This window comes from Aminobacter sp. SR38, from assembly GCF_014843375.1.
GTDB lineage: Bacteria > Pseudomonadota > Alphaproteobacteria > Rhizobiales > Rhizobiaceae > Aminobacter > Aminobacter ciceronei.
In genome coordinates, this window is record NZ_CP062112.1 from 477,594 (window position 1) to 501,020 (window position 23,427).

Consider the following 23,427-nt stretch of genomic DNA (forward strand, 5'->3'; position numbering starts at 1 on the left):
CAAGCCCGCCGGCCGAATATGGGGTGACACGCTGCCTTTGCAACGGTCACGTGTGGTGAATCAGAGCTTGCGATAGGCGTCGGCAATGCCGAGGAAATCTGCTGCCTTGAGGCTGGCGCCGCCGACCAATGCGCCATCGACGTTGGCGACAGCCAGCAATTCGTTGGCATTAGACGGCTTGACCGAACCGCCATAGAGAATGCGCATCTTGGCAGCCGACGCCCCCAGCTTCGCGGCAAGGCGTTCGCGGATATGGGCATGCGCCTCGGCGACATCGGCAGCCGTGGGCGTCAAGCCGGTGCCGATCGCCCAGACCGGCTCATAGGCGATGACAGCATTGGCAGGCGTTGCCGTCGTCGGCACCGAGCCTTCGATCTGGCGCGACAATACCTGCAGCGTCGTTCCGCCTTCCCGCTCGGCATGGGTTTCGCCAACACAGATGACGGCAACAAGCCCTGCGCGCCAAGCCGCTTCCGCCTTGGCACGCACGATCTCGTCGGTTTCGCCATGGTCGGTGCGGCGCTCCGAGTGACCGACGATGACGTGGCTGGCACCGGCGTCCTTGAGCATCTCGGCGGAAACGTCGCCGGTATGGGCGCCGCTCTCCTTGGCATGGCAGTCCTGGCCACCCATCTTGACCGGGGTTCGGTGCAGGATCTCGGCGGCACGCGAAAGCAGCGTCGCCGGCACGCACAGAAGCGCGTCGGTCTCGGCATCGAGGCCGCTCATGAAACCGCCGGCAATGTTGCGCAATTCGTTGAGCGAGTTGCTGGTGCCGTTCATTTTCCAGTTGCCGGCAACGAGTGGGCGGATTCCTGGCGTCATAGTGCTCTCCCTCGAAATCGATGTTCGCTCGGGCAACCTCACTACCAAAAACAAGCCACAAAGCAATCGACACTGGCGGCGAAGGGCGCTATTGCGCTTCGTTCATGCAGGCGCATGCGACAATGCGCGTATACGGGATCTGTTACATGCTCGAATCGATGCGAAGTGCTGCTGGAACCTGGGTTGCGAAGCTGTTGCTTCTGCTCCTCGTCGTCAGCTTCGCGATCTGGGGCATCTCGGGTCAGATGATGAGCCAATTCGGCGGCGACCAGGTGGTCACGGCCGGCGGCACGCATGTTACAGGTGTCGAATACCGCCTCGCCTATGACCGCCAGCTGAACGTCATGTCGCAGCAGTTCGGCCAACGCCTGACCCGCGACCAGGCCAACGCGCTCGGCATCGACAACCAGGTGCTTTCGCAGCTCGTCGCCGGTGCGGTGCTCGACGAACAGGCACGCAAGCTCGGCCTCGGCCTCTCCAAGGACCGCCTCGCCGAACTCACCTGGGACGACCCGACCTTCCGTGGCGCCGACGGCAAGTTCGACCGCCAGGCTTTTGAATACATCCTGCGCCAGATCGGCATGCGCCCCGAAGACTATCTGAAGAACCGCGCCCAGGTTGCGGTCCGCCAGCAAATCGTCGAAGCCGTTTCCGACGGCCTCGAGGCTCCTGATACCTTCCTGCGCGCCGTCGCACTTTACCGCGGCGAAGATCGCACCATCGACTACCTGCCGCTGCCCAAGTCGCTCGTCGAGCCGATCGCGGCACCGGGCGACGACGTGCTCAAGGCCTGGTTCGAGGAAAACAAGAAGAACTACGCCGCCCCTGAATTCCGCAAGCTGAGCTACGTCAAGCTCGAGCCGGAAGACATCATGGATGCCGCAGCCGTGACCGAAGAACAGGCGCGCCAGGACTACGACAAGAACAAGTCGCACTTCACCACCGCCGAGACGCGCAAGATCGACCAGCTTGTGCTGAGCGCCGATGCGGCCAAGGCTGCTTCCGATGCGATCAAGGGTGGTGCGACCTTCGACAAGGTTGTCGCCGACCAGGGCAAGACCGCGGCTGACGTGGCCCTCGGCTCGCTGACCAAGGACAGGATCGCCGACAAGGCGGTCGCCGACGCCGCCTTCGCGCTGCAGGCCAATCAGGTCAGCGACGTCGTCCAGGGCGCTTTCGGCCCAGTGCTGGTTCGCGTCAGCGAGATCACGCCGGAAACCGTCAAGACCTTCGACGAGGTCAAGGACCAGATCCGCAAGGAGTTGGCGCTGGCCGAAGCCAACCGCATCCTGCTCGACGTGCACGACTCCTACGAGGACGCCCGCGCCGCAGGTGAGTCGATGAAGGCTGCCGCCGACAAGCTGAAGCTCAAGATGGTGACGATCGATGCCATCGACCGCGCCGGCCAGCAGCCAGACGGCACCATCGTCAACGACCTGCCGGACTCGCGCAACCTGATCCAGGCGGCCTTCACCGCCGAATCCGGCACCGAAAACCCGCCGCTCAATGTCGGCACCAATGGTTTCGTCTTCTACGAGGTCGACGAGATCACGCCTGCCCGCGACCGCACGCTCGACGAGGTCCGCGAGAAGGTCGTCGCCGACTGGACCGCTGCCGAAGCGACGAAGCGTCTCAAGGCAAAAGCCGACGAGTTGGAGAAGCGCCTCAAGGACGGTGCCTCGCTCGACGTGATCGCCGGCGAACTCAAGCTCGAAAAGCAGACCAAGCGCGGCCTCAAGCGCGAGGCCGACGATGCCGATTTTGGCCGCGAGGGTGCCTCCGCGATGTTTGCAATGGGCCAGGGCGGCACTGGCATCGTCCCCGCCCCTGCCGGCGATGCGCAGATTCTGTTCAAGGTCGCCGAAGTGTTCGAGCCGGCCGGTGCGGACAAGAGCGCGGTGCCAGAGGACGCGCAGAAGCAGTTTGCCTCGGGCATGTCGGACGACCTGCTCGACCAGATCGTCGCCCAGCTCCAGGGCGAGTATCAAGCAACGATCAACCAGGCGGCGATCACCCGCGCACTTGCGGTGGGAACGCCATGAGCGCACTCAAGCCGCATATCGCCAAGGTCGCCGCGGGCACCCCTCTCACCTTCGAGGAGGCACGCGAGGCCTTCGACATCATCATGTCGGGCGAAGCCACGCCCGGCCAGATCGGTGGCTTTCTCATGGCGCTGCGGGTGCGCGGCGAGACGGTCAGCGAGATTTCGGGCGCCGTCGCCACCATGCGCGACAAGATGCTGCGCGTCGAAGCCCCTGCCGATGCCATCGACATCGTCGGCACCGGCGGTGACGGTTCGCACAGCGTCAACATCTCGACTGCCTCGGCCTTCGTCATCGCGGGCGCAGGTGTGCCTGTCGCCAAGCACGGCAATCGCGGCCTGTCCTCGCTGACCGGCGCCGCCGACGTTCTGACCGCCCTTGGCGTCAACATCGACCTCACGCCCGAGGCGATCGGCCGCTGCATCCATGACGCCGGCGTCGGCTTCATGTTCGCGCCGGCGCATCACCCGGCGATGAAGCATGTCGGCGCGACCCGCGTCGAACTTGGCACCCGCACCATCTTCAACCTGCTCGGCCCGCTCTCCAATCCCGCCGGCGTCAACCGCCAGCTGGTTGGCGTGTTCTCGCCCGAATGGGTGCGTCCGGTGGCCGAGACGCTGAAGGAACTTGGCGCCCAGCACGTCTGGGTCGTCCACGGCGACGGTTATGACGAGATCACCACCACGGGTGAGACCCATGTCGCAGCCCTCAAGGACGGTGTGATCACCACGTTTGCGCTGACGCCCGAACAGGTCGGCTTGAGCAAGCATACGCGCGAAGAGCTGCGCGGCGGCGATTCCGCCCACAATGCCGCTGCCCTGCGCGGGGTTCTCGAAGGTGCCAAGGGTGCCTATCGCGACACGGTGCTAATGAATGCCGGTGCCGGCCTCGTCGTTGCCGGCAAGGCTGCAACGATCGGCGAAGGCGTGCCGCTTGCCGCCGAGGCAATCGACAGCGGCCGCGCCAAGGCAGTGCTCGACCGACTGGTCGCCGTTTCGAACGGATAGAGACATGGCCGATATCCTGCGCCGCATCGAAGCCTACAAGCGCGACGAGATCGCCGCAGCGAAGGCGCTGCTGCCGCTCGCCGAGCTCAGGGCGCGCGCCCGCGACGTCACCAAGCCGCGCGGCTTTCTCGCGGCACTCGAAACCAGGCACAGTGAAAGCCGCTTTGGCCTGATCGCCGAGATCAAGAAGGCGAGCCCGTCCAAAGGCCTGATCCGTCCCGACTTCGATCCGCCGGCGCTCGCCAGGGCCTATGCCGACGGCGGCGCTGCCTGCCTGTCGGTGCTGACGGACACGCCGTCCTTCCAGGGCGCACCCGAGTTCCTGACCGCCGCGCGCGACGCCTGCGCCTTGCCGGCATTGCGCAAGGACTTCATGTTCGAGCCCTATCAGGTGCACGAAGCACGTGCCTGGGGCGCGGACGCGATCCTGATCATCATGGCGAGCCTGAGCGACGAAGATGCCAGGCGTATCGAGGATGAGGCGTTCGAAATCGGCATGGACGTGCTTGTCGAGGTCCATGACGAAGAAGAGACAGAACGCGCGCTGAAGCTTCAGTCGCGCCTGCTCGGCATCAACAACCGCAACCTGCGCACATTCGAGGTCAGCCTCGACACGTCGGAGCGCCTGGCGCCGATGGTGCCGGCAGACCGGCTGCTGGTCGGCGAAAGCGGCATCTTCACGCATGCCGATTGCCTGCGTCTGCAGAAATCCGGCATCTCCAGTTTCCTCGTCGGCGAAAGCCTGATGCGGCAGGCCGACGTGACCTCGGCGACGCGTGCGCTGCTCGATGGCGCAGCCCTGGCAAGCGCCTGACATGGCAACCACCCTCACCCATATCGGCGCCACCGGCGAGGCCAACATGGTCGACGTCGGCGACAAGGCCGAGACGACACGCACGGCAATTGCCGAAGGCCATGTCGTCATGCGCCCGGAGACACTGGCGTTGATCCTGTCGGGCAACGCCAAGAAGGGTGACGTGCTCGGCACCGCCCGCATCGCCGGCATCATGGCGGCCAAACGCACCCATGAGCTCGTGCCGCTCTGCCATCCCATTCTTTTGACCAAGGTTTCGGTCGAGATCGAGCCAGATGAGGCGCTGCCCGGCCTGCGCGTCACGGCGCTTGCCCGCGTCACCGGCAAGACCGGCGTCGAGATGGAAGCGCTGACGGCTGCCTCGGTCGCCTGCCTTACCATCTACGACATGGCCAAGGCCGCCGACCGCGGCATGGTGATCTCCGGCATCCGGCTGGTCGAGAAGACCGGCGGCAAGTCGGGCGACTACAAGGCTGCCGAATAGATGGCGCTGCTGCCCGTCGCCGACGCCCTGGCGCGCCTGCTCGACGCTGCCGAACCACGCGGCACGGAAACTGTCGGCCTTGCCCAGGCATCGGGCCGCGTGCTCTCGGCTCCACTACACGCCCTGCGCACCCAGCCGCCCTTTGACGCCTCCGCCATGGATGGCTACGCCGTCCAGGCCGCCGACATCGCTTCACTGCCGGCGCAGCTCAAGGTTATCGGCCAGGCACCCGCCGGCAAGCAGTTCACGGGCACCGTCGGACCGGGCGAGTGCGTCCGCATCTTCACCGGCGCACCGGTGCCTCAAGGCGCGGATACCGTCGTCATTCAGGAAAACGTTCGCGATCTCGGCAATGGCGAGATCGCGGTGCTCGAGCCAACGCTTGCTGGCCGCAACATCCGCGCCAGGGGCCTCGACTTCAAGCAGGGCGACCTCATCCTTGATGCAGGACGTGTGCTCGACCCGGCAGCGCTCTCGCTGATCGCAGCTGCCAATCATCCCAGCGTCGAAGTGCTGCGGGCGCCTCTGGTCGCCATCATCGCCACCGGCGACGAGCTGTTGCCGCCGGGCAGCAATCCCGGGCCCGACCAGATCATCGCCTCCAACGCCTATGGCGTCGCGGCGATCGTTCAGTCGGTTGGCGCGCGCGTACTCGATCTCGGCATCGCCGCCGACCGCACCGAGGCAATCTCCGCACTGGTCGCCAAGGCGCTCGCCGCCGACGCCGATGTGATCGTCACGCTGGGCGGCGCTTCGGTCGGCGACCACGACCTCGTTCACCGTGTCCTGACCGATCTCGGCATGGATCTCAACTTCTGGAAGATCGCGATGCGCCCGGGCAAGCCGCTGATGTTCGGCCGGCTCGGCAACAGCCGCTGCGTCGGCCTGCCGGGCAATCCGGTTGCCAGCCTGATCTGCTCGCAGATTTTCCTGAAACCTCTGCTGGCGAAGCTTGGCGGCCGCCCTTATTCGCCCGACATGCGCAACGGCATTCTCGACACGGCAATGGCGGCCAACGACCTGCGCCAGGACTTTGTCCGCGCGATTGCGCGCGAGACCGCTGAGGGTCTCGTCGTCACACCCTACCTGATCCAGGACTCTTCGATGCTGCGCACGCTGGCCGACGCCAACTGCGCCATCGTGCGGGTGCCCTTCGCGCCTGCAGTCGAAGCCGGCAGCGCCTGCAAGGTGATGATGTTGCGCTGAGCAGCACCTTCCACCCTTCACGAAATATCAACAGTTGCGGAACACAACTGGAACAGATAGTGTTTGTTCTGGGTTTGTTTTTCTTCTGATTCCTCGGGGGTGGCGATGCTGACGCGCAAACAACACGAGCTTTTGCTATTCATCCACGAGAGGCTGAAGGAAGCGGGTATTCCGCCGTCCTTCGACGAGATGAAGGAAGCACTCGACCTCGCCTCCAAGTCCGGCATCCATCGCCTGATCACGGCGCTCGAAGAACGCGGCTTCATCAGACGCCTGCCCAACCGGGCGCGCGCGCTTGAAGTGCTGCGCCTGCCCGATTCGATCGCGCCTGGCCTCAACGCGGCGAAGAAGTTCTCGCCCAGCGTCATCGAGGGTAGCCTCGGCCGCAAACCCGAGCCGTCACGCAGCATGTCGGCCGGCAATGACGACGATGTTGCTTCGGCGGTTGCCATTCCCGTCATGGGACGCATCGCTGCCGGTGTGCCGATCGACGCCATCCAGCACAAGACGCATTCGATTTCGGTGCCGCCAGACATGATCATGGGCGGCGAGCATTACGCGCTCGAAGTCAAGGGCGACTCGATGATCGAGGCCGGCATCTTCGACGGCGACACTGTGGTCATCCGCAGCTCGACCACGGCCAATCCCGGTGAGATCATCGTCGCCCTCGTCGACGACGAAGAAGCGACGCTCAAGCGTTTCCGCCGCAAGGGTGCCTCGATCGCTCTTGAGGCTGCCAATCCGGCCTATGAAACCCGCATCTTCGGACCGGACAGGGTCAAGGTGCAGGGCAAGCTTGTCGGCCTGATCCGCCGCTATTGATTGCCGGGGCTGCGTTTCCGCCACCTCGGCATGTCCATCCTGCTGCAATCTGTAAGCCGGACTGATCTGCCCTGTTGCTATCTTGCCTTATCTGACGGCTCTGCGACGGCGGGTACAGATTTCGGACTCACCGTGTGGCCGCAGTCGGCGCTTTCGGGTGCGCCTTGGTTGCCCCGGCAGGTGTCTTCGGGGGCATCTCCGCTCGCTTGTAGGGTGACAGGCCCCTCGCCTCGCGCGAAAATTGGCGCTGCGCATGCCACGGGCGGTACGGTTCCGCCACGGCGTGGCGTATCTCGACCGCCCGATCTACGCCAGCCGCCTCGGCTGTGATGAATATCGACGCACTGCCAAGGCGCGCCAGCTCGCGTTTGGTAAGCACGGCCACGCCGGGGCAGACATCGCTTGCCGTGGCATCGTCGACGACGACGAGATCCGCGTTGTCGCAGGCTCGTGCAGCGGCGCTCGCATTCGCCGCATGGACGATTCGTGCACCCTCTGGTTGCTGAACCTTGCAGAGCCCGCTATCACAGACGAAGGCGTCCGCGCCGGCGGGGTTTAGCTCTCCAGATACTGGTTTGCCGGGTATCGTACCGGCGACATCTGCATCGGCTGCTGGCTGTGAGCCGGTCTCGCTGGGCATACGGACAGTCCCGTTCGTTGCATTCGCGGCCGAACGGGCCGGGGTGACGAGTGTTTCCGACGCCAGCGCGCGCTGCCAGTTGTCGACGGTGAACTGGTTCGGCCGGACGCGATTGACGGCCAGCTTGCCATCGTCGACCGGGACGCCGACGAGGCGGCCATCTTCCGAAACGAGAACGGCGGGCGTTTCCGTTTCCACGACCGTCAGCAGCCCAAGGGCCGCGAATGGCAGTGCGGCGGCGCGCAGCCAGGTCGTTGCCGTCGACGCGATGACGAGTGCTGCTGTGAGCAACAATACCGCATGTGACGAGACAAGGCCGACCGCATCGACCGGCGAGCGCTCGGAGAACCAGGTGGCGATGCCAATCATTGCCTTCAGGCCAAAGCCCATCGTGTCGAGGAAGGGGCCGTCGAGCCCAAGCGGCATGAAGATGCCAGCCATGACGGCAAAGGGCATGACCAGGACAGACACAAACGGGCTGACTGCCAGATTGGCGAACAGGCTGAGGGGCGAAACACGTTGGAAATGCCATGCGCCAAAAACGCTGGTCGCGAGCCCGGCAATCACCGACGTCGCGGCGAGACCTATCGCAACTGTCGCAAGCCAGCGCCAGATTTTGGACGGCAGCGATCTCTGACCTACCGGCAGCGCCTGCTCCTCCCGCCGATCCGACCACCAGGCATATGCGCCAACGAGGGCTGCCGTTGCGGCGAACGACATCTGGAAGCTCGGCCCGACGACTTCGTGGGGCGAGATCATGATCACGACGACGGCCGAAATCGCCAGGTTGCGCGTGGTGAGTGCTGCACGGTCGAACAGCACGGCCGTCAGCATCACCGCCAGCATGATGAAGCTGCGTTGCGCCGCGACCTCGGCGCCTGAAATGAACAGATAGCCACCGATGGCGAGCAGTGCTGCGCCTGCGGCGTACTTCTTGACCGGCCGGTGCGAGGTGAAGCCGGGAAAGGCGGCGAAGCATAGCCGCATCAAAAGCATGACCGTGCCTGCGACCATCGCCATGTGCAGACCCGAGATCGAGATGATGTGGTAGAGCCCGGTACGCCGCAGCGCCTCGTTGACATCCTCGGGAATGCCGCCGCTCACGCCGACGACCAGGGCAGCCGCGATTTCGCCCTCCGGACCGCCAATGCGGTCGCGAATGCGCTGGGCAATCTTCTGGCGCACATTCTCGATCGACGCGAATGCACGATCACTGGCCGACAGCGGCTGGGTGGTTGAAGCAAACTCCGGGCCTTTCATGAAAAAGCCGCTGGCGCCGATGCCGTCGAAATAGCTTTCGAAGGAAAAATCATAGCTGCCCGGCCGCACAGGCCCGGACGGCGGCATCAGCCTGACATAACCCGTCACCTCGGACCCCGCCATGACGCCCTCAGGAAGCTTGCGGGCAACGAGCCGCACCCGATCGGGCGTATAGCGCAAGACCGGGCGCGCAGTCGCCAGAACGTCGAGCGTCAGCCGCACCCTGCCCTTGTCCAGATTGTCGATTTCGACAACGCGCCCGGTGATGGCAGTCGAGATCTCGGCGCCCAGCATCTTCGTTGCCATGCGTTCCGTCTCGAACTTTGCAACCGCCATGCCGAGCATTGAGGCGGCGAGTGCGGCCAGCGCGTAGTGAACAGGCCGCCGTCCGCGCGTTAGGAAGGCGAGGACGGCCAGTGTCGCTGACACAACGACGAGCGGCGCGAGATCCGGCTCGTTCGGAAGCGCGAAATACACCAGGGCACCGGCGGCCAGAAAAACCGGAAGAAGCAGGAACGCCGCACCGCGGTCGAGTTCCGTTTCGATCGCGGCCAGGGTGGATCGTGCGGTGATCCGGTCACCGATCAGCAATTGCGATCCTTGCCGTAGCCAGGACTTGTGTCCTCGCTGAAACGGCGATGCATCGGCGTCAGGAGCAGCATCTCTCTCGGGCAGAGCTGGTGGTGTCCACGCAACGGCAGGCACGGCTGGAGAGGTCAGCAAGTCGCGCTCGCTGGCTTCGACCACCGGATTGTTACCGGCCTGCCCCTCCCGCATGCGGTCGCCCATCGGGCCTGCCTCTTGCGCCCCAGACCTTCTATGCTACATCAACCGCACACAAACGCCATGCGCCGCCGGTTTTTCGGCCAAGCGCCCTGCTTCCCTTGGAAATCGCCATGCCTGTCGTCACCCGCTTCGCCCCCTCGCCCACCGGCTATCTGCACATTGGTGGCGCGCGTACCGCTCTCTTCAACTGGCTTTATTCCCGCCACACCGGCGGCACTATGCTGCTGCGTATCGAGGACACCGATCGCGAGCGCTCGACCGACGCCGCAACGGCCGCGATCCTCGAGGGCCTGACCTGGCTCGGCCTGACCTGGGAGGGTGAGCCGATCTCGCAGTTCGAGCGCGCGCCGCGCCATCGCGAGGTGGCCGAAGAACTCGTGCGCACGGGCAAAGCCTATTATTGCTACGCCTCGCAGGAAGAGCTGACCGAGATGCGCGAGAAGGCGCGCGCCGAGGGCAAGCCGCCACGCTATGACGGCCGCTGGCGCGACCGCGACCCGTCCGAGGCGCCGGCTGGCGTCAAGCCGGTCATTCGCATCAAGGCGCCGCAGGACGGCGAGACGCTGGTGCTCGACCGCGTGCAGGGTGATGTGCGCTTTCCCAACAAGGATCTCGACGATTTCATCATCCTGCGTTCGGACGGCGTACCGACCTACATGCATGCTGTCGTCGTCGACGATCACGACATGGGCGTCACCCACATCATCCGTGGCGACGACCACCTGACCAACGCCGCGCGCCAGACCGTCATCTACAACGCCATGGGCTGGGACGTGCCGGTGATGGCGCATATCCCGCTGATCCATGGTGCGGACGGCGCAAAACTGTCCAAGCGCCATGGCGCGCTCGGCGTCGATGCTTATCGCGCCATGGGCTATTTGCCTGAGGCCCTGCTCAACTACCTCGCCCGCCTCGGCTGGAGCCATGGCGACGACGAGGTGATGAGCATCGAGAACATGATCAGATGGTTCGAGATCGAGGACGTCAACAAGGGTGCGGCACGCTTCGACTTTGCCAAGCTCGAGGCGCTGAACGGCGTTCACATGCGCCAGATGGACGACAAGAAGCTGTTCGACATCTTCGTTGCCACCTTGCCCTATCTGCCCGGCGGCGATGCCATCCTCGGCGGGCTCGACGACACGCGTAAGGCACAGCTGCTTGCCGCCATGCCGGGCCTCAAGGAGCGCGCCAAGACGCTGATCGAACTGGCTGACGGCGCAGGATTCCTGTTTGCCCAGCGTCCGCTGCCGCTCGATGAGAAGGCCGCCGGCCTGCTCGCCGGCCCAGCCAAGGATATCCTCAAGGGCGCGCATGCGGCGCTCGCGACGGTCGCTGCCGCCGACTGGACGGCGGCCAATGCAGAGGCCGCGATCCGCGAGTTTGCCGGCCGCGAAAATCTGAAATTGGGCGGCGTGGCGCAGCCTTTGCGGGCCGCCCTGACGGGCAAGAGCACTTCCCCCGGAGTGTTCGATGTGCTCGCCGTTCTAGGGCGCGACGAAAGTCTAGCCCGCATTTTTGATCAAATCGATTAGGTCAGCAGTGCTTTCCTAGTTTTGCATTGAAATGAGGCTGTTGCGGTGCAACATTGCGGCAACAGGTCAATTTGAAAGCAGCGGGAAAGCTGGGAAGCGAGTTCAAGCGTTCCGGGCCTAATGGGTTGCCTTGTTATGACGATTGCGCCGCGCAAGGCGGCAACTCAGCACTAAGGAGTATGCGATGACTGATTCGACCGCCAAACTGGAGTTCCGCGGCCAGACCCACGAGTTCAAGGTCCGCGGCGGAACGGTCGGACCGGATGTGATCGACATCGCATCGCTCTACGCAACGACCGGCGCATTCACCTACGACCCGGGCTTCACCTCCACCGCAAGCTGCGAATCGGAAATCACCTTCATCGACGGCGACGCCGGTGTCCTGCTGCACCGCGGCTATCCGATCGACCAGCTCGCCGAGCACGGCGACTTCCTCGAAGTCTGCTACCTCTTGCTCTACGGCGAACTGCCGACCAAGGCGCAGAAGGACGACTTCGACTACCGCATCACGCGCCACACCATGGTGCACGAGCAGATGTCGCGCTTCTTCACCGGCTTCCGCCGCGACGCACACCCGATGGCGGTGATGTGCGGCGTGGTCGGCGCGCTGTCGGCCTTCTATCACGACTCGACCGACATCTCCGATCCGCACCAGCGCATGGTCGCCTCGATCCGCCTGATCGCAAAGATGCCGACGATCGCTGCGATGGCCTACAAGTACCACATCGGCCAGCCGTTCATTTACCCCAAGAACGAGCTGAACTTTGCCGCCAACTTCCTGCACATGTGCTTTGCCGTGCCGTGCGAGGAGTACAAGGTCAACCCGGTGCTGGCCCGCGCCATGGAGCGCATCTTCATCCTGCACGCCGACCACGAGCAGAACGCCTCGACCTCGACCGTGCGCCTCGCCGGCTCGTCGGGTGCCAATCCGTTCGCCTGCATCGCCGCCGGCATCGCCTGCCTGTGGGGCCCCGCACATGGCGGCGCCAATGAAGCAGCGCTCAACATGCTCAGCGAGATCGGCCACGTCGACCGAATTCCCGAGTTCGTCGCCCGCGCCAAGGACAAGAACGATCCGTTCCGCTTGATGGGTTTCGGCCACCGCGTCTACAAGAACTACGATCCGCGCGCCAAGATCATGCAGAAGACCACGCATGAAGTGCTGGGCGAGCTCGGCATCAAGGACGATCCGATGCTCGACGTGGCAATGGAACTCGAGCGCATCGCGCTGACCGACGAGTATTTCATCGAGAAGAAGCTGTATCCGAACATCGACTTCTATTCAGGCATCACGCTGAAGGCGCTGGGCTTCCCCACCACCATGTTCACCGTGCTGTTCGCGCTCGCCCGCACTGTCGGCTGGATCGCGCAGTGGAAGGAAATGATCGAGGATCCGCGCCAGAAGATCGGCCGTCCGCGCCAGCTCTACACCGGCGCCACCGAACGCGACTACGTGCCGATCGCCAAGCGCTGAGCCTTTCAGCGCCGCGTTCGTTCAGGCGCGCGGCGCTGTCGCAGCTCGAAGCTGCGAACGACTTGAAAATCACCCGCTAGGCCATCGCCTCGGCGGGTGTTTTTCATTTCGTGATGTGTTTGAGAACCGTTTCGGCAGCGATCTCGCCTGACGGCCGTTCGGTCGCCATGCGTCTGGCAATTTCGGCAAAACCGTCTTTCTGCCAGCGTCGAAGGGCGCCATCCTCGAACAGGCCTTCGACATAGCGCGCCATCCATTGCGGACGCACATATTCGTTGTAGTTTTCCTGCACGACCGGCCTGTCGGCAATCAAGTTGGGCAGTGCAGCACTCCACACCGTGACCATGCTCTGGATCATCCGCGCCAGCGTATCGAGTTTGTAGGACGACAACATCGGCACACCCGCAAGCGCGAGTTCCAGCGACACCGTGCCCGATGCGATCAGGGCAGCATCCGCCTCACCAAAGGCCTGCCACTTGTGCTGCGGATCGAGGATGATCTCCGGCTTTTGCTGCCAGGTGGAGACAGCCTCTTCGACGAGGCCGGTGACATGCGGCACCGTCGGCAAGAGCAGCCGCATACGATGGCCGCGTGCGCGCAGGATCGAAACGGTCTCACCAAATGGACCGATCAGGCTGCGCACTTCGCTGCGGCGCGATCCCGGCAATAGTAGAAGCGTCTTCTCGCGGTCAGGCGCCGGATTGGCCTTTCCCTCCTGCATCGCCGCGGCAATGGCGATGCCCGGATCGGTCGCCAGGCGATGGCCGACAAATGTACCATGTGGGCCGCCCAGGCGCTCCAGTTCGGCCGGCTCGAACGGCAGGATGCACAGCACCTCGTCGACATGCGGCTTCATCGCCTTGGCCCGTCCCGGTCGCCAGGCCCAGACGCTCGGGCAGATGTAATGGATGATAGGAATGGTGGGATCGAGCGCCCGCACCTTCCTGGCAACGCGCAGCGAAAAATCCGGGCTGTCGATGGTTACAAGGCAATCCGGCTTTTCGGCCGCGACGAAACGGGCGGTCTGGCCAATCCGCCTGATCAGGCGCGGCAGGTCGCGAATGACCGCCGTCAGTCCCATCAATGCGATCTCGCTGGCATTGAACAGCGGCGAAAGGCCAAGCTCCTGCAGATGCCGGCCGCCAGTGCCGACAAGCCTGACCTCGCGCCCGCTCAAGCGCTGCAGCGCCTGCACCAGATCGGTGCCGAGCAGGTCGCCCGACTCCTCGCCCGCGACGATGGCAATCTTGAGCGGTGGCTGGGTCATCGCTCATTTCCCTCGCCGGACAGGCCGATGACGAACAAGCCGAGCCTGTCGGCGCGTTCGACCACCTCGCCATAGTCGAGCACCAGTGAGCGTCCGGCCTCAATGCCGATCCCGGCAAGCCCCGCTGCATGCGCAGCATCGACCGTTGCTGGGCCGATTGTCGGCAAGTCCGCACGCAGTTCCTGGTTCGGCTTGGCGCATTTCACCAGAACGCCGCGCTTTCGCCCGGCAATGCGGCCATTGTCGCGTAGCTCGCGCACGCGTTCGAGCAACAGGTCTGTGCCCTCGATGCCTTCGAGTGCGATGGCGCGCCCGCCGATGGCAACCGCCGCCTGGCCGATATCAAGCGCACCGATCGTGCGTGCGGCCTCCTGGCCTGCTCGAAGGTCGGCCCAGTCACTCTGCTGGGGCGCCAGCGCCCCCATGCTGCCGGCCACGGCCAGCAGCTCCGGAACGACCTGATGTGCGCCGGCGACCTTGATACCGTTGTCTTCGATCGTCGTGACCAGGATGCGCAGCAGGCCGTCGTCGCCGCGGGCAAGCGCTGAAAGCGCGCGCGGCAGGACACGCAGCAGGGCGATGCTGGGGCGAATGGCCCGCCACACCGGGCGACGGCTGATGCCACCGGCAAGCACGCAATGGGTGATGCCGTGGCGCTTGAGCAAAGGCACCAGCGAGGCGAACTGCTCGATGGCAAGCCGCTCGCCGGCATAGCTCCAGAGGCTGGTGCCGGGATCGGTCTCACCGTCAATCAGAACGATGAAAGGCTTGTGCCCGGCCTCGGCGAGACTGTCGGCGACATTGACCGGGAGCCGACCGCTGCCGGCAACGACAGCAATCCGGTCGGTCGCGGAAAGGTTGATCCTCTTTCCGCCCTCAGCCTTCGTCATCGGCGGCGTCTTCGGCGACGGCGTTTCTGAGCGGCGGCACGGTGAAGTGGCGCTTGCCGCGCGCCTGGATGAAATCCAGGACGTCACGCACGATGGGCGAGCCGGCGAATTCGCGTTCGACTAGCGGGATGCTCTCGGCCACCGAACGGGTTGGGTCGAAGATCATCTTGTAGGCCTTGCGCAAGGCGAAGATCTCGGCGCGCGGCAGGCCGGAGCGGCGCATGCCGATGACGTTGAGCCCGCGCAGGCGGGCGCGATTGCCCATCACCATGCCATAGGGGATGATGTCGCCATCAATGATCGCGCCACCGCCGGCAAAGGCATGATGACCGATACGCGTCATCTGATGGACGGCACACAGGCCACCAAGCGTGACGTTGTTGCCGACTTCGACGTGCCCGCCGAGGGTCGCGACATTGGCCATGGTGACGTTGTCGCCGACGATGCAGTCATGCGCAATATGCGCATAGGCGAGGAACAGCCCGTTGTCGCCGACGGTCGTGGCACCTCGACTGGTGTCGGTGCCGACATGCATGGTCACGCCTTCACGCATCGTGCAATTCTTGCCGACAGTGAGCGTCGTCCGGCCACCCTTGTGCTTGTTGTTCTGCGGAGCAGCGCCAAGCGTTGCCTGCGGAAACACCTTGCAGCCTTCGCCAAGCGTCGTTGCACCCAGTATCGCGACATGGCTCATCAGTTCGACGCGGTCACCGATGACGGCATCAGCGCTGACATGGCAGAAAGGACCAATGCGGACGCCTGCACCCAGTTGTGCACCGGCTTCGACGACAGCGGCAGGATGGATAAAGGTTTCAGTCATGGAGTTGTTGCTTATTCCTTGGGCACCATCATCGCGGCCACCTCTGCTTCGGCTACCGTCGCACCATTGACCTGCGCGTCGCAGGCAAACTTCAGGATGTTGCCGCGCTTCTTGATCTTCTTGACGTGAATGCGGAGCTGGTCTCCCGGCACGACCGGCTTGCGGAACTTGGCGCCGTCGACCGTCATCAGGTACACAAGCGACGGCGTTTCGTCGACGACCAGCCGCAGGCAGATGGCGCCCGCCGTCTGTGCCATGGCCTCGATGATCAGCACGCCGGGCATGACCGGATGGCCCGGGAAATGCCCTTGGAAGTGCGGTTCGTTGAAGGTGACGTTCTTGATGCCGACAGCGGAATCGTCGCCGTCGATGTCGACGATGCGATCGATCAGCAGGAACGGGTAACGATGCGGCAGCAGCTTGTGCAGGCCGAGGATATCGACGGCTTCGAGTGTCCTGGTCGCCTGGTCAGTCACTGCTCCCACCCCCCTTTGGTTTTCCCATGGCCATTTTTCTGATCAACGCGAACTCGCGCATTGCCAATTTCATCGGTTTTGCAGGAAATCCTGCCCAGACTTCGCCTGCCGGCACGTCATGCATCAGGCCGCTGCGCGCTGCCAGCTGCGCCCCCGATCCGATGGTCAGGTGATCGGCCAGGCCGACGCCGCCGCCCATCATCACGTTGTCGCCGACGACAACCGAGCCCGAAATACCCGTTAGCCCTGCAATAACGCAATTGCGGCCGATGCGCACGTTGTGAGCGATCTGGACGAGATTGTCGATCTTGGTGTTTTCGCCAATGATCGTGTCCGACATCGCGCCACGATCGACCGTCGCATTGGCGCCGATCTCGACATTGTCCTGGATGATGACGCGGCCGATCTGCGGGATGCGTTCAGGACCCCGCGCACCGCCGGCGAAACCAAAGCCATCCTGGCCGATGCGGGCGCCGGCGTGGATGATCACGCCATTGCCGATCAACGCATATTGGACCGAACTGTGCGGGCCGACATAACAATCGCGGCCGATCTGGGTCGAACGACCGATGACCGCATGAGCGGATACCACAGTCCCGCTGCCGACTGCCGCGTTCGGGCCGATCACCACACCAGCCTCGATGACGGCGCCTGGCTCGACGTGAGCGGTCGGATCAATGTGGGCGAATGGCGAAATGCCTGCTTCACCGCTCACACCTACCGGGCGCTCGGCATCCGGATAAATTAGCCTGCCGATGCGGGCAAAGGCCTGCTGCGGACGCGGCGAAACGAGAATGGCAATGCCATAAGGCACGAGGTCGGCGACGTCAGACGTGCACAGGACAGCGGCAGCATGCAGCGACTTGAGCGGTGCTGCGTTGCGCTTGCCGTCGACAAACACCAAAGCGCCATCGCCACCACTGCTTGCCGCTGCGATAGTCGAGATGGCGATTTCGGAATGTTTGGGGTCGACGAGCATCGCGCCGGTAAGGCCGGCCACCTCGCCCACCGTGTAGCGGCGTGACGGCACAAAAAATACCGGTTCCGTCATGAAATGCTGTTCCAGCCAAGCCGGGCAAAGAGTTTCCGGGCCGTGACGGCCCGGAAACGTTGTACCACGCAATTAGAAGCGGGTCGAAATGCCGAAGTTGAATTCCTGCGTATTGTCGGTGTCCAGCTTCTTGACCGGTACCGCATAGTCGATGCGCAGCGGACCGAAGGGCGAAGCCCAGAGCAGGCCGACACCGACCGAGGCACGCAATTCCATGTCAGTCGAGACGATGTTGGTGCCCGCGACATTAACCTTGCTGCCATAAAGCGTCGCTGCATCCGCAAAGACGGCGCCACGCAGGCCGAAGCTCTCCGGCACGACCGGGATCGGGAACTGTGCTTCGGCAGACGCATTGAAGTAGGTCGTGCCGCCGAGATGGTCGCCACCGTTCTTGTCGTACGGTCCGATGCCGTTGTACTCGAAGCCGCGGATCATCCGATCATTGTTCTTGAAGTGATCGAAGACGCGCAGGCCATCGTCGCCGAAGCCTTGGATGTGGCCGGCACCGGCTGACACGAGACCGACGATATCAAGCTCTTCCGAGAGCGTCTGATAGTAGCTGGCACGACCGGTGAACTTGACGAACTTCGCGTCGCCGCCAAGGCCAGCCACTTCGGTCGTGAAGTTGGCGTAGATGCCGTTACGCGGGTTTTTCATGTCGTCGATGGTGTTGTAGACCAGCGTACCGCTGACCGACGACTTGATCCACGGACTGTTGGCGATGCCATCCTTGATCGCCGGCGAGATCGTGCACTTCGCAGGGTCAAGAACACCGCCGCTCAGACAGTCCTCATCATACTCATACTTCTCTTGCGCGATGTTGTAGGCAAGTTGCGTCGAGATGTTGTTGGTGATCGGCAGGCCGAAACGGATGGTGCCACCCGTAATGTCGCTCTGGTACTTGTCGTCATACTTGCGGGTCTGGCGATAGATGTCGAAACCAGCAGCAATACGGCGGCCGAGGAAATACGGCTCGGTGAACGAGAAGCTGTAGTCACGAGAGTTTTTGCCGCCACCGGCCGAGAACTTGATGAACTGACCACGGCCGAGGAAGTTGCGCTCGGTGATCGAACCTTCCACCGACGGACCGGCATTGTCGCCGCCGGTCGAATAGCCGGCGCCGATCGAGAACTCGCCGGTCGACTTCTCGACCAGATCGACAACCAGCACGACCTGGTCAGGCTGCGATCCGGGAGCGGTCGAAACTTCGACACGCTCGAAGAAGTTCAGCGCCTCGAGGCGCTTCTTGGCGCGCTGGATCAGCACCTGGTTGAAGGCATCACCTTCGGAGACGTCAAATTCGCGACGGATCACGAAGTCGCGGGTGCGTTCGTTGCCGCGGATTTCGATACGCTCGACATAGGCCTTGGCGCCCTGGTCGACGGTGTAGACAACCGAGATCGTGCGGCTTTCGAAGTTGCGGTCACCGCGCGGCGTTACCTTGGCGAAGGCATAGCCAGCGCCGGCAACGTTCTCGGTGATCGCGATGATCGAATCTTCGACGTCCTTGGCGTTGTAAACATCGCCCTTGCGCGTCTCGACGAGACGCTGCAGGCTCGCGCCGTCGACCTCGGGGATGCTGCTTTCGACCGACACATCGCCGAACGTGTAGCGCTGGCCTTCGTCAACGGTGATCGTGATGGTGTACTGGTTGGTCGCCTCGTCGAGTTCGCCGAAGGCGGAGACAACCTGGAAGTCGGCGTAGCCGTGATTGAAATAGAAGCGACGCAGCGCTTCCTCGTCGGCGCGCAGGCGGTCTTCGTCATAGATGTCATCACGCAACATGAACGACAGGAACGACGAGCGCTTGGTCGAGATGACATCTGCGAGGCGGCGATCGCCATAGGCGTCGTTACCGACGAAATTGATCGCGGCGATCTTCGTGCGGCCGCCTTCATTGATCTCGAACACCACGTTCACGCGGTTTTCGCCGAGATCCATGATCTGGGTGCCGACGGTGACGTCGTCACGGCCGACGCGCTTGTAGGCTTCCTTGATCGCCTGGGTGTCAGCCTCAAGCGCTGCCTGCGAAAATGCGCCGCGCGGTTTGAGTTGGATGGCGCCACCGAGTGCCGCGTCCTTGAGCTTCTTGTTGCCCTGGAACAGCACGTTGTTGACGACCTGATATTCGGAAACCTGAACGACGAGCGTCGAGCCGACCTGATTGATGCGGACGTCGGAGAACAGGCCGCTGCCGAACAGCGCCTTCACCGCGTCGTCGATATCGGTGTTCGAGAACGACTTGCCGGGCTTGATGGAGATGTAGTTGCGGACGGTATCCGCATCGACGCGCTGATTGCCGCGCACTTCGACCCGGTTGACCACCGCCGCTTGCGCGGCTGACACGGCAACAAACTGGACCGCCACGGCGCCTGGAATGGCCAGAGCGGCGGAAAGAGCAACCGCGGACGCGGCGCTCGCAAACTTAGATGCTGCCTTCATAATCGGCCTTTACAACCTTTTCTCGAAGTCCCCACGGCGAGAAAACCGGACGTCGCGGTAATTTCCCGTACCGTAATAACTGGATTTTCCCTACACGCAAGGCTTCTGGTTAATTTGCGCTTACTTCCTCAGCGAGCGTGACTTTCGCGTCACGCATACCGCCCCGGATGGTAAACGCCCTCTCAACGGACCCCTTGCCGGCCCCAAATTTCTTCATGATTTCAGCAGCCAAACAGGTCGTTCCAGAAAACGAAGCCCATAAACGCCAGCACGAGAATCATCCCCACTCGATATACAGCCTCCATCGCCCGCTCGGAAACAGGGCGCCTGATGACAGCTTCAACTGCATAGAACGCCAAGTGGCCGCCGTCGAGTGGAGGAATCGGCAGAAGGTTCAGAAAACCGATGCCGACCGACAAAAGAGCCACCAATTGCACCAGCCAGACGAAGCCCAGCTGGGCCGCCTTGCCGGCCATGTCGGCGATCTTGACCGGTCCACCGAGCTGACACTTGTCCTCCCGGCCAACGACGAATCGCTTCAGGAACTGACCGGTACGCTCGATGATGTGCCCGGTTTCGGAAACCGCCTGCACAAATGCGCCGCCTGGGCTGTAGCTGATGAGCCTGGGCTGCCCCAGCTCCTCATTGTTGACGACGCCAATGACCGCAACCTTGACCGAATTGCCGAGCGCGTCCTTCTGCTCCATCATTTCGGGCGTCGCCGTAACAGAGACTTCCTTGCCGTCGCGCATCATCACGAAGGTTAGCGGATCGCCACCGCGTCCCGAGACGATGCGCTGGACGTCGGAGAAGGTTTCCACCGGCTGGCCGTCGACACTGACGAATCGGTCGCCCGGCTGGATACCGGCATTCGCCGCCGGGCTGGCGGCGCGCACCTCGGCAACCGTCGGCTCCATGACATAGCGGCCATAAGCCGAAAACAGCACAGTGAAGACGGCAATCGTCAGCAGGAAATTGAACAGCGGTCCGGCGAACACGGTCGCCGCACGCTTCCACACTGGTTGCGTATGGAACGCGATCTTACGTTCGGCGGCACTGAGATTGTCGTCCCCGCCGCCCTCCGGCTTGCTGGTGACGCTCATGTCGCCGACGAACTTGACGTAGCCGCCCAAGGGAATGGCGCAAAGCTTCCAACGCGTACCGCGACGATCGTTGAAGCCGAGCAGTTCGGGGCCGAAGCCGATCGAAAAGGCCTTCACACCGATACCGCACCAGCGGCCGACCAGATAATGGCCCATCTCGTGCACGAACACGACGATGGTGAGCACGAACAGGAACGGCACGATGGTGCCGATCAGGAGACCATCCGTAGTCAGGAACGCGGGAAGATACTCGCTCAATTCAAGCCCTCAACCAGATACCTTGGCGCTTCAAGTGCAGCACCGCGCCTTGCCCGAGGCTTGCGCCCCTGAACTTGGTCGCTCAGGCGGGAAACAATCCCTGAGCCGGATGGTCGGCGGAACCGGACATCCAGCCGATGACGTATAGGGCAAATGCAGCCGCGACAAGCCCATCGACGCGGTCCATCACGCCGCCATGGCCGGGAATCAGCGACCCCGAATCCTTGTAGCCATGCCGACGCTTGACCCATGATTCGAACAGATCGCCGGCCTGCGAGATCGCCGAAAGCAGTAGGCCTATCACGGCCAGGAGGAACAAGTTGCCGGTACCGGCAAAGTTGGCGAGCAGCAGTCCGGCAACCACACCACCGACAGCGCCGCCAACAGCGCCGCTGCGCGTCTTGCCGGGCGAAATGGCCGGTGCCAGCTTGGGCCCGCCGACCTTGCGGCCGACAAAATAGGCAAAAATGTCCGTCGCCCAGACAACCGCGAACAGAAACAGGATGGCGACGAGGCCCGACGCGTCGTCGCCGCGCAACAGGGCAAGGGACAGGCCGGAGAGCGCAGAATAGCCAAAGCCGGCAGCTTCCCACGCCCCTGCCCTGCGCAGCTTGCCCAGCCCCCACAGGATGAACGTGAAGACAGCGGCCAGGATGATCAGCGCAAGTGCCGGAATGCCCGCGACCAGGGCGCCGGCGAACATCAGGATGAACACTTCCGGCAGCATGTTGAGGTTGCCGCCGGCCCATCCTGTCTCGCTGTTCGGCCGCGACATGCGCGACCATTCGTAGAAGATGGCAAGCGCTATCGCCGCGGTCAGCATCCTGAACGGCAGCCCGCCCAGCCATGTCAGCAACAGCACAGCAGCTGCCAGCACGATCGCTGAAATTGTCCGGAGCTGGAGATTGCTCATGGCAAGGTCACGAAGCGACGTCGCGCGCTGCAAGCCCGCCAAAACGGCGTTCGCGGCCGGTATATTCGCGCAAGGCCTCCGACAGATGCTCGCGGGTGAAATCCGGCCAGTAGCAAGGCTGGAAGATCAGCTCGCTGTAGGCCGACTGCCAGGGCAGGAAATTGGAGAGCCGGATTTCGCCGCTGGTGCGAATGACCAGATCGGGATCAGGAATGCCCGATGTGTCGAGTTCCTCGGCAAACAGCTCCGGCGTGATCTGCTCGCTTGAAATGTCGCCACGCTTGACCGCTTCCGCCAGCCGGCGCGCGGCGCGCGCGATCTCGTCGCGCCCCCCATAGTTGAACGCGATGACCAGTGTCAGCGCATCATTGCCCGATGTCAGCGTTTCGGCTTCCTCGAGCAGGCTGCGGATATCGGGCTGCAGTGTGGCCCTGTCGCCGATGATCTGGACGCGCACACCGCTGTTGTGGAGTTCGGCAAGATCGCGCCGAATGAAGATCTTGAGCAACCCCATGAGGTCGGTGACCTCGGACTTGGGCCGCGACCAGTTCTCCGAGGAGAAGGCGTAGACGGTCAGCCAGGAAATACCGAGGTCTGCGGCGGCACGAACGGTGCGGCGCAACGCCTCGACTCCGGCCCGGTGGCCCGCAACGCGCGGCAGGCCGCGGGCTTTTGCCCAGCGACCGTTGCCGTCCATGATAATCGCGACATGCGCGGGCGTAGTCATCCGTTCGCTTTCGGGCCGGCCGTATGCCTGCCTCAGACTTGCATGATCTCGGCTTCTTTGCCTGCGAGCAGGCTGTCGATCTGGCTGATCGTATCGTCGGTCAGCTTCTGGACCTTGTCGGACTGGACGCGCTGGTCGTCCTGGCTGATGTCGCCATCCTTCTCGGCCTTCTTGAGTGCGTCCATGCCGTCGCGGCGCACATGGCGGGTGGCGACCTTGGCGTTCTCGGCGTAGGTGTGGGCGATCTTGACCAGTTCCTTGCGGCGCTGCTCGTTGAGCTCCGGCAGCGGAATGCGCAGGTTGGTGCCGTCGACGATCGGGTTGAAGCCGAGGTTGGATTCACGGATGGCGCGATCGACAGCACCGACCATAGACTTGTCCCAGACCGAGACCGAGATCATGCGCGGCTCAGGCACGGACACTGTGGCTACCTGGTTGAGCGGCATCGACGAGCCATAGGCCTGGACGTGGATCGGATCGAGCAGGTTGCTCGAGGCACGGCCCGTGCGCAGCGAGGCGAGGTCGTGCTTGAAGGCGTTGATGGCGCCTTCCATGCGGCGCTGAAGATCGCTGTAATCCGTGCTCATT

At 63.5% G+C, this 23,427-nt stretch carries 20 protein-coding genes; 8 read left to right on the forward strand and 12 right to left on the reverse strand.

Annotated features, from left to right (window positions below; translation table 11 throughout):
• Positions 1 to 60: 60 nt before the first annotated feature.
• Positions 61 to 825, reverse strand: a complete 765-nt coding sequence (gene tpiA / locus IG197_RS02380) for a triose-phosphate isomerase (protein ID WP_067962354.1) — start codon at positions 823 to 825, stop codon at positions 61 to 63.
• Positions 826 to 971: 146 nt separating this feature from the next.
• Between tpiA and IG197_RS02385 the strand changes: the two genes are divergently transcribed.
• The 6 genes from IG197_RS02385 to lexA all read left to right on the forward strand — a co-directional run bounded on the left by IG197_RS02385 (position 972) and on the right by lexA (position 7,200).
• Positions 972 to 2,867, forward strand: a complete 1,896-nt coding sequence (locus IG197_RS02385; protein ID WP_067962358.1) for a SurA N-terminal domain-containing protein — start codon at positions 972 to 974, stop codon at positions 2,865 to 2,867.
• A complete protein-coding gene (gene trpD, locus IG197_RS02390) occupies positions 2,864 to 3,874 on the forward strand; it encodes an anthranilate phosphoribosyltransferase (protein ID WP_192316730.1) in 1,011 nt (336 codons plus the stop codon). The genes IG197_RS02385 and trpD overlap by 4 nt, the downstream gene beginning before the upstream one ends.
• A gap of 4 nt (positions 3,875 to 3,878) precedes the next feature.
• Entirely contained in the window at positions 3,879 to 4,688 is an 810-nt protein-coding gene (gene trpC / locus IG197_RS02395; protein ID WP_192316732.1) for an indole-3-glycerol phosphate synthase TrpC, read from the forward strand.
• 1 nt (position 4,689) lies between these two features.
• Entirely contained in the window at positions 4,690 to 5,172 is a 483-nt protein-coding gene (moaC, locus tag IG197_RS02400; RefSeq protein ID WP_182573877.1) for a cyclic pyranopterin monophosphate synthase MoaC, read from the forward strand.
• Positions 5,173 to 6,378: a gephyrin-like molybdotransferase Glp gene (gene glp, locus IG197_RS02405; protein WP_192316734.1), complete on the forward strand. Its 1,206-nt coding sequence runs from the start codon at positions 5,173 to 5,175 to the stop codon at positions 6,376 to 6,378.
• Between the two features lie 105 nt (positions 6,379 to 6,483).
• Positions 6,484 to 7,200, forward strand: coding sequence for a transcriptional repressor LexA (lexA, locus tag IG197_RS02410; RefSeq protein ID WP_067962367.1), 717 nt, complete (start codon positions 6,484 to 6,486; stop codon positions 7,198 to 7,200).
• 127 nt (positions 7,201 to 7,327) lie between these two features.
• On the opposite strand, the gene IG197_RS02415 is transcribed toward lexA, so the two are convergent.
• A complete protein-coding gene (locus tag IG197_RS02415) occupies positions 7,328 to 9,889 on the reverse strand; it encodes a ComEC/Rec2 family competence protein (protein WP_192316736.1) in 2,562 nt (853 codons plus the stop codon).
• Positions 9,890 to 9,990: 101 nt separating this feature from the next.
• Between IG197_RS02415 and gltX the strand changes: the two genes are divergently transcribed.
• Together gltX and gltA are read left to right on the forward strand one after the other, a co-directional pair.
• Positions 9,991 to 11,418, forward strand: a complete 1,428-nt coding sequence (gltX, locus tag IG197_RS02420; RefSeq protein WP_192319541.1) for a glutamate--tRNA ligase — start codon at positions 9,991 to 9,993, stop codon at positions 11,416 to 11,418.
• A gap of 184 nt (positions 11,419 to 11,602) precedes the next feature.
• A complete protein-coding gene (gltA, locus tag IG197_RS02425) occupies positions 11,603 to 12,892 on the forward strand; it encodes a citrate synthase (protein WP_115731863.1) in 1,290 nt (429 codons plus the stop codon).
• Positions 12,893 to 12,995: 103 nt separating this feature from the next.
• Here gltA and lpxB read toward each other — a convergent pair whose 3' ends face one another.
• From lpxB to frr, 10 genes are all read right to left on the reverse strand, one after another.
• A complete protein-coding gene (gene lpxB, locus IG197_RS02430) occupies positions 12,996 to 14,159 on the reverse strand; it encodes a lipid-A-disaccharide synthase (protein WP_192316738.1) in 1,164 nt (387 codons plus the stop codon).
• Complete coding sequence (locus tag IG197_RS02435) at positions 14,156 to 15,049, reverse strand: LpxI family protein (RefSeq protein ID WP_192316740.1); 894 nt, start codon at positions 15,047 to 15,049, stop codon at positions 14,156 to 14,158. Before IG197_RS02435 ends, lpxB begins: the two co-directional genes overlap by 4 nt.
• Entirely contained in the window at positions 15,036 to 15,869 is an 834-nt protein-coding gene (gene lpxA / locus IG197_RS02440) for an acyl-ACP--UDP-N-acetylglucosamine O-acyltransferase (protein ID WP_192316742.1), read from the reverse strand. Before lpxA ends, IG197_RS02435 begins: the two co-directional genes overlap by 14 nt.
• Positions 15,870 to 15,880: 11 nt before the next feature.
• Positions 15,881 to 16,345, reverse strand: coding sequence for a 3-hydroxyacyl-ACP dehydratase FabZ (gene fabZ, locus IG197_RS02445; RefSeq protein ID WP_067962382.1), 465 nt, complete (start codon positions 16,343 to 16,345; stop codon positions 15,881 to 15,883).
• Positions 16,338 to 17,396, reverse strand: a complete 1,059-nt coding sequence (gene lpxD / locus IG197_RS02450) for a UDP-3-O-(3-hydroxymyristoyl)glucosamine N-acyltransferase (protein WP_192316744.1) — start codon at positions 17,394 to 17,396, stop codon at positions 16,338 to 16,340. Before lpxD ends, fabZ begins: the two co-directional genes overlap by 8 nt.
• A gap of 72 nt (positions 17,397 to 17,468) precedes the next feature.
• Positions 17,469 to 19,838 (reverse strand): outer membrane protein assembly factor BamA, encoded by a 2,370-nt coding sequence (gene bamA, locus IG197_RS02455; protein WP_192316746.1) that lies wholly within the window; start codon positions 19,836 to 19,838, stop codon positions 17,469 to 17,471.
• 221 nt (positions 19,839 to 20,059) lie between these two features.
• Positions 20,060 to 21,199: an RIP metalloprotease RseP gene (gene rseP, locus IG197_RS02460; protein WP_154386038.1), complete on the reverse strand. Its 1,140-nt coding sequence runs from the start codon at positions 21,197 to 21,199 to the stop codon at positions 20,060 to 20,062.
• 82 nt (positions 21,200 to 21,281) lie between these two features.
• Complete coding sequence (locus tag IG197_RS02465) at positions 21,282 to 22,112, reverse strand: phosphatidate cytidylyltransferase (protein WP_192316748.1); 831 nt, start codon at positions 22,110 to 22,112, stop codon at positions 21,282 to 21,284.
• Positions 22,113 to 22,119: 7 nt separating this feature from the next.
• Complete coding sequence (locus tag IG197_RS02470) at positions 22,120 to 22,875, reverse strand: isoprenyl transferase (protein WP_256441262.1); 756 nt, start codon at positions 22,873 to 22,875, stop codon at positions 22,120 to 22,122.
• Entirely contained in the window at positions 22,872 to 23,426 is a 555-nt protein-coding gene (frr, locus tag IG197_RS02475; RefSeq protein WP_067962393.1) for a ribosome recycling factor, read from the reverse strand. The genes IG197_RS02470 and frr overlap by 4 nt, the downstream gene beginning before the upstream one ends.
• Between the last annotated feature and the right edge of the window lies 1 nt (position 23,427).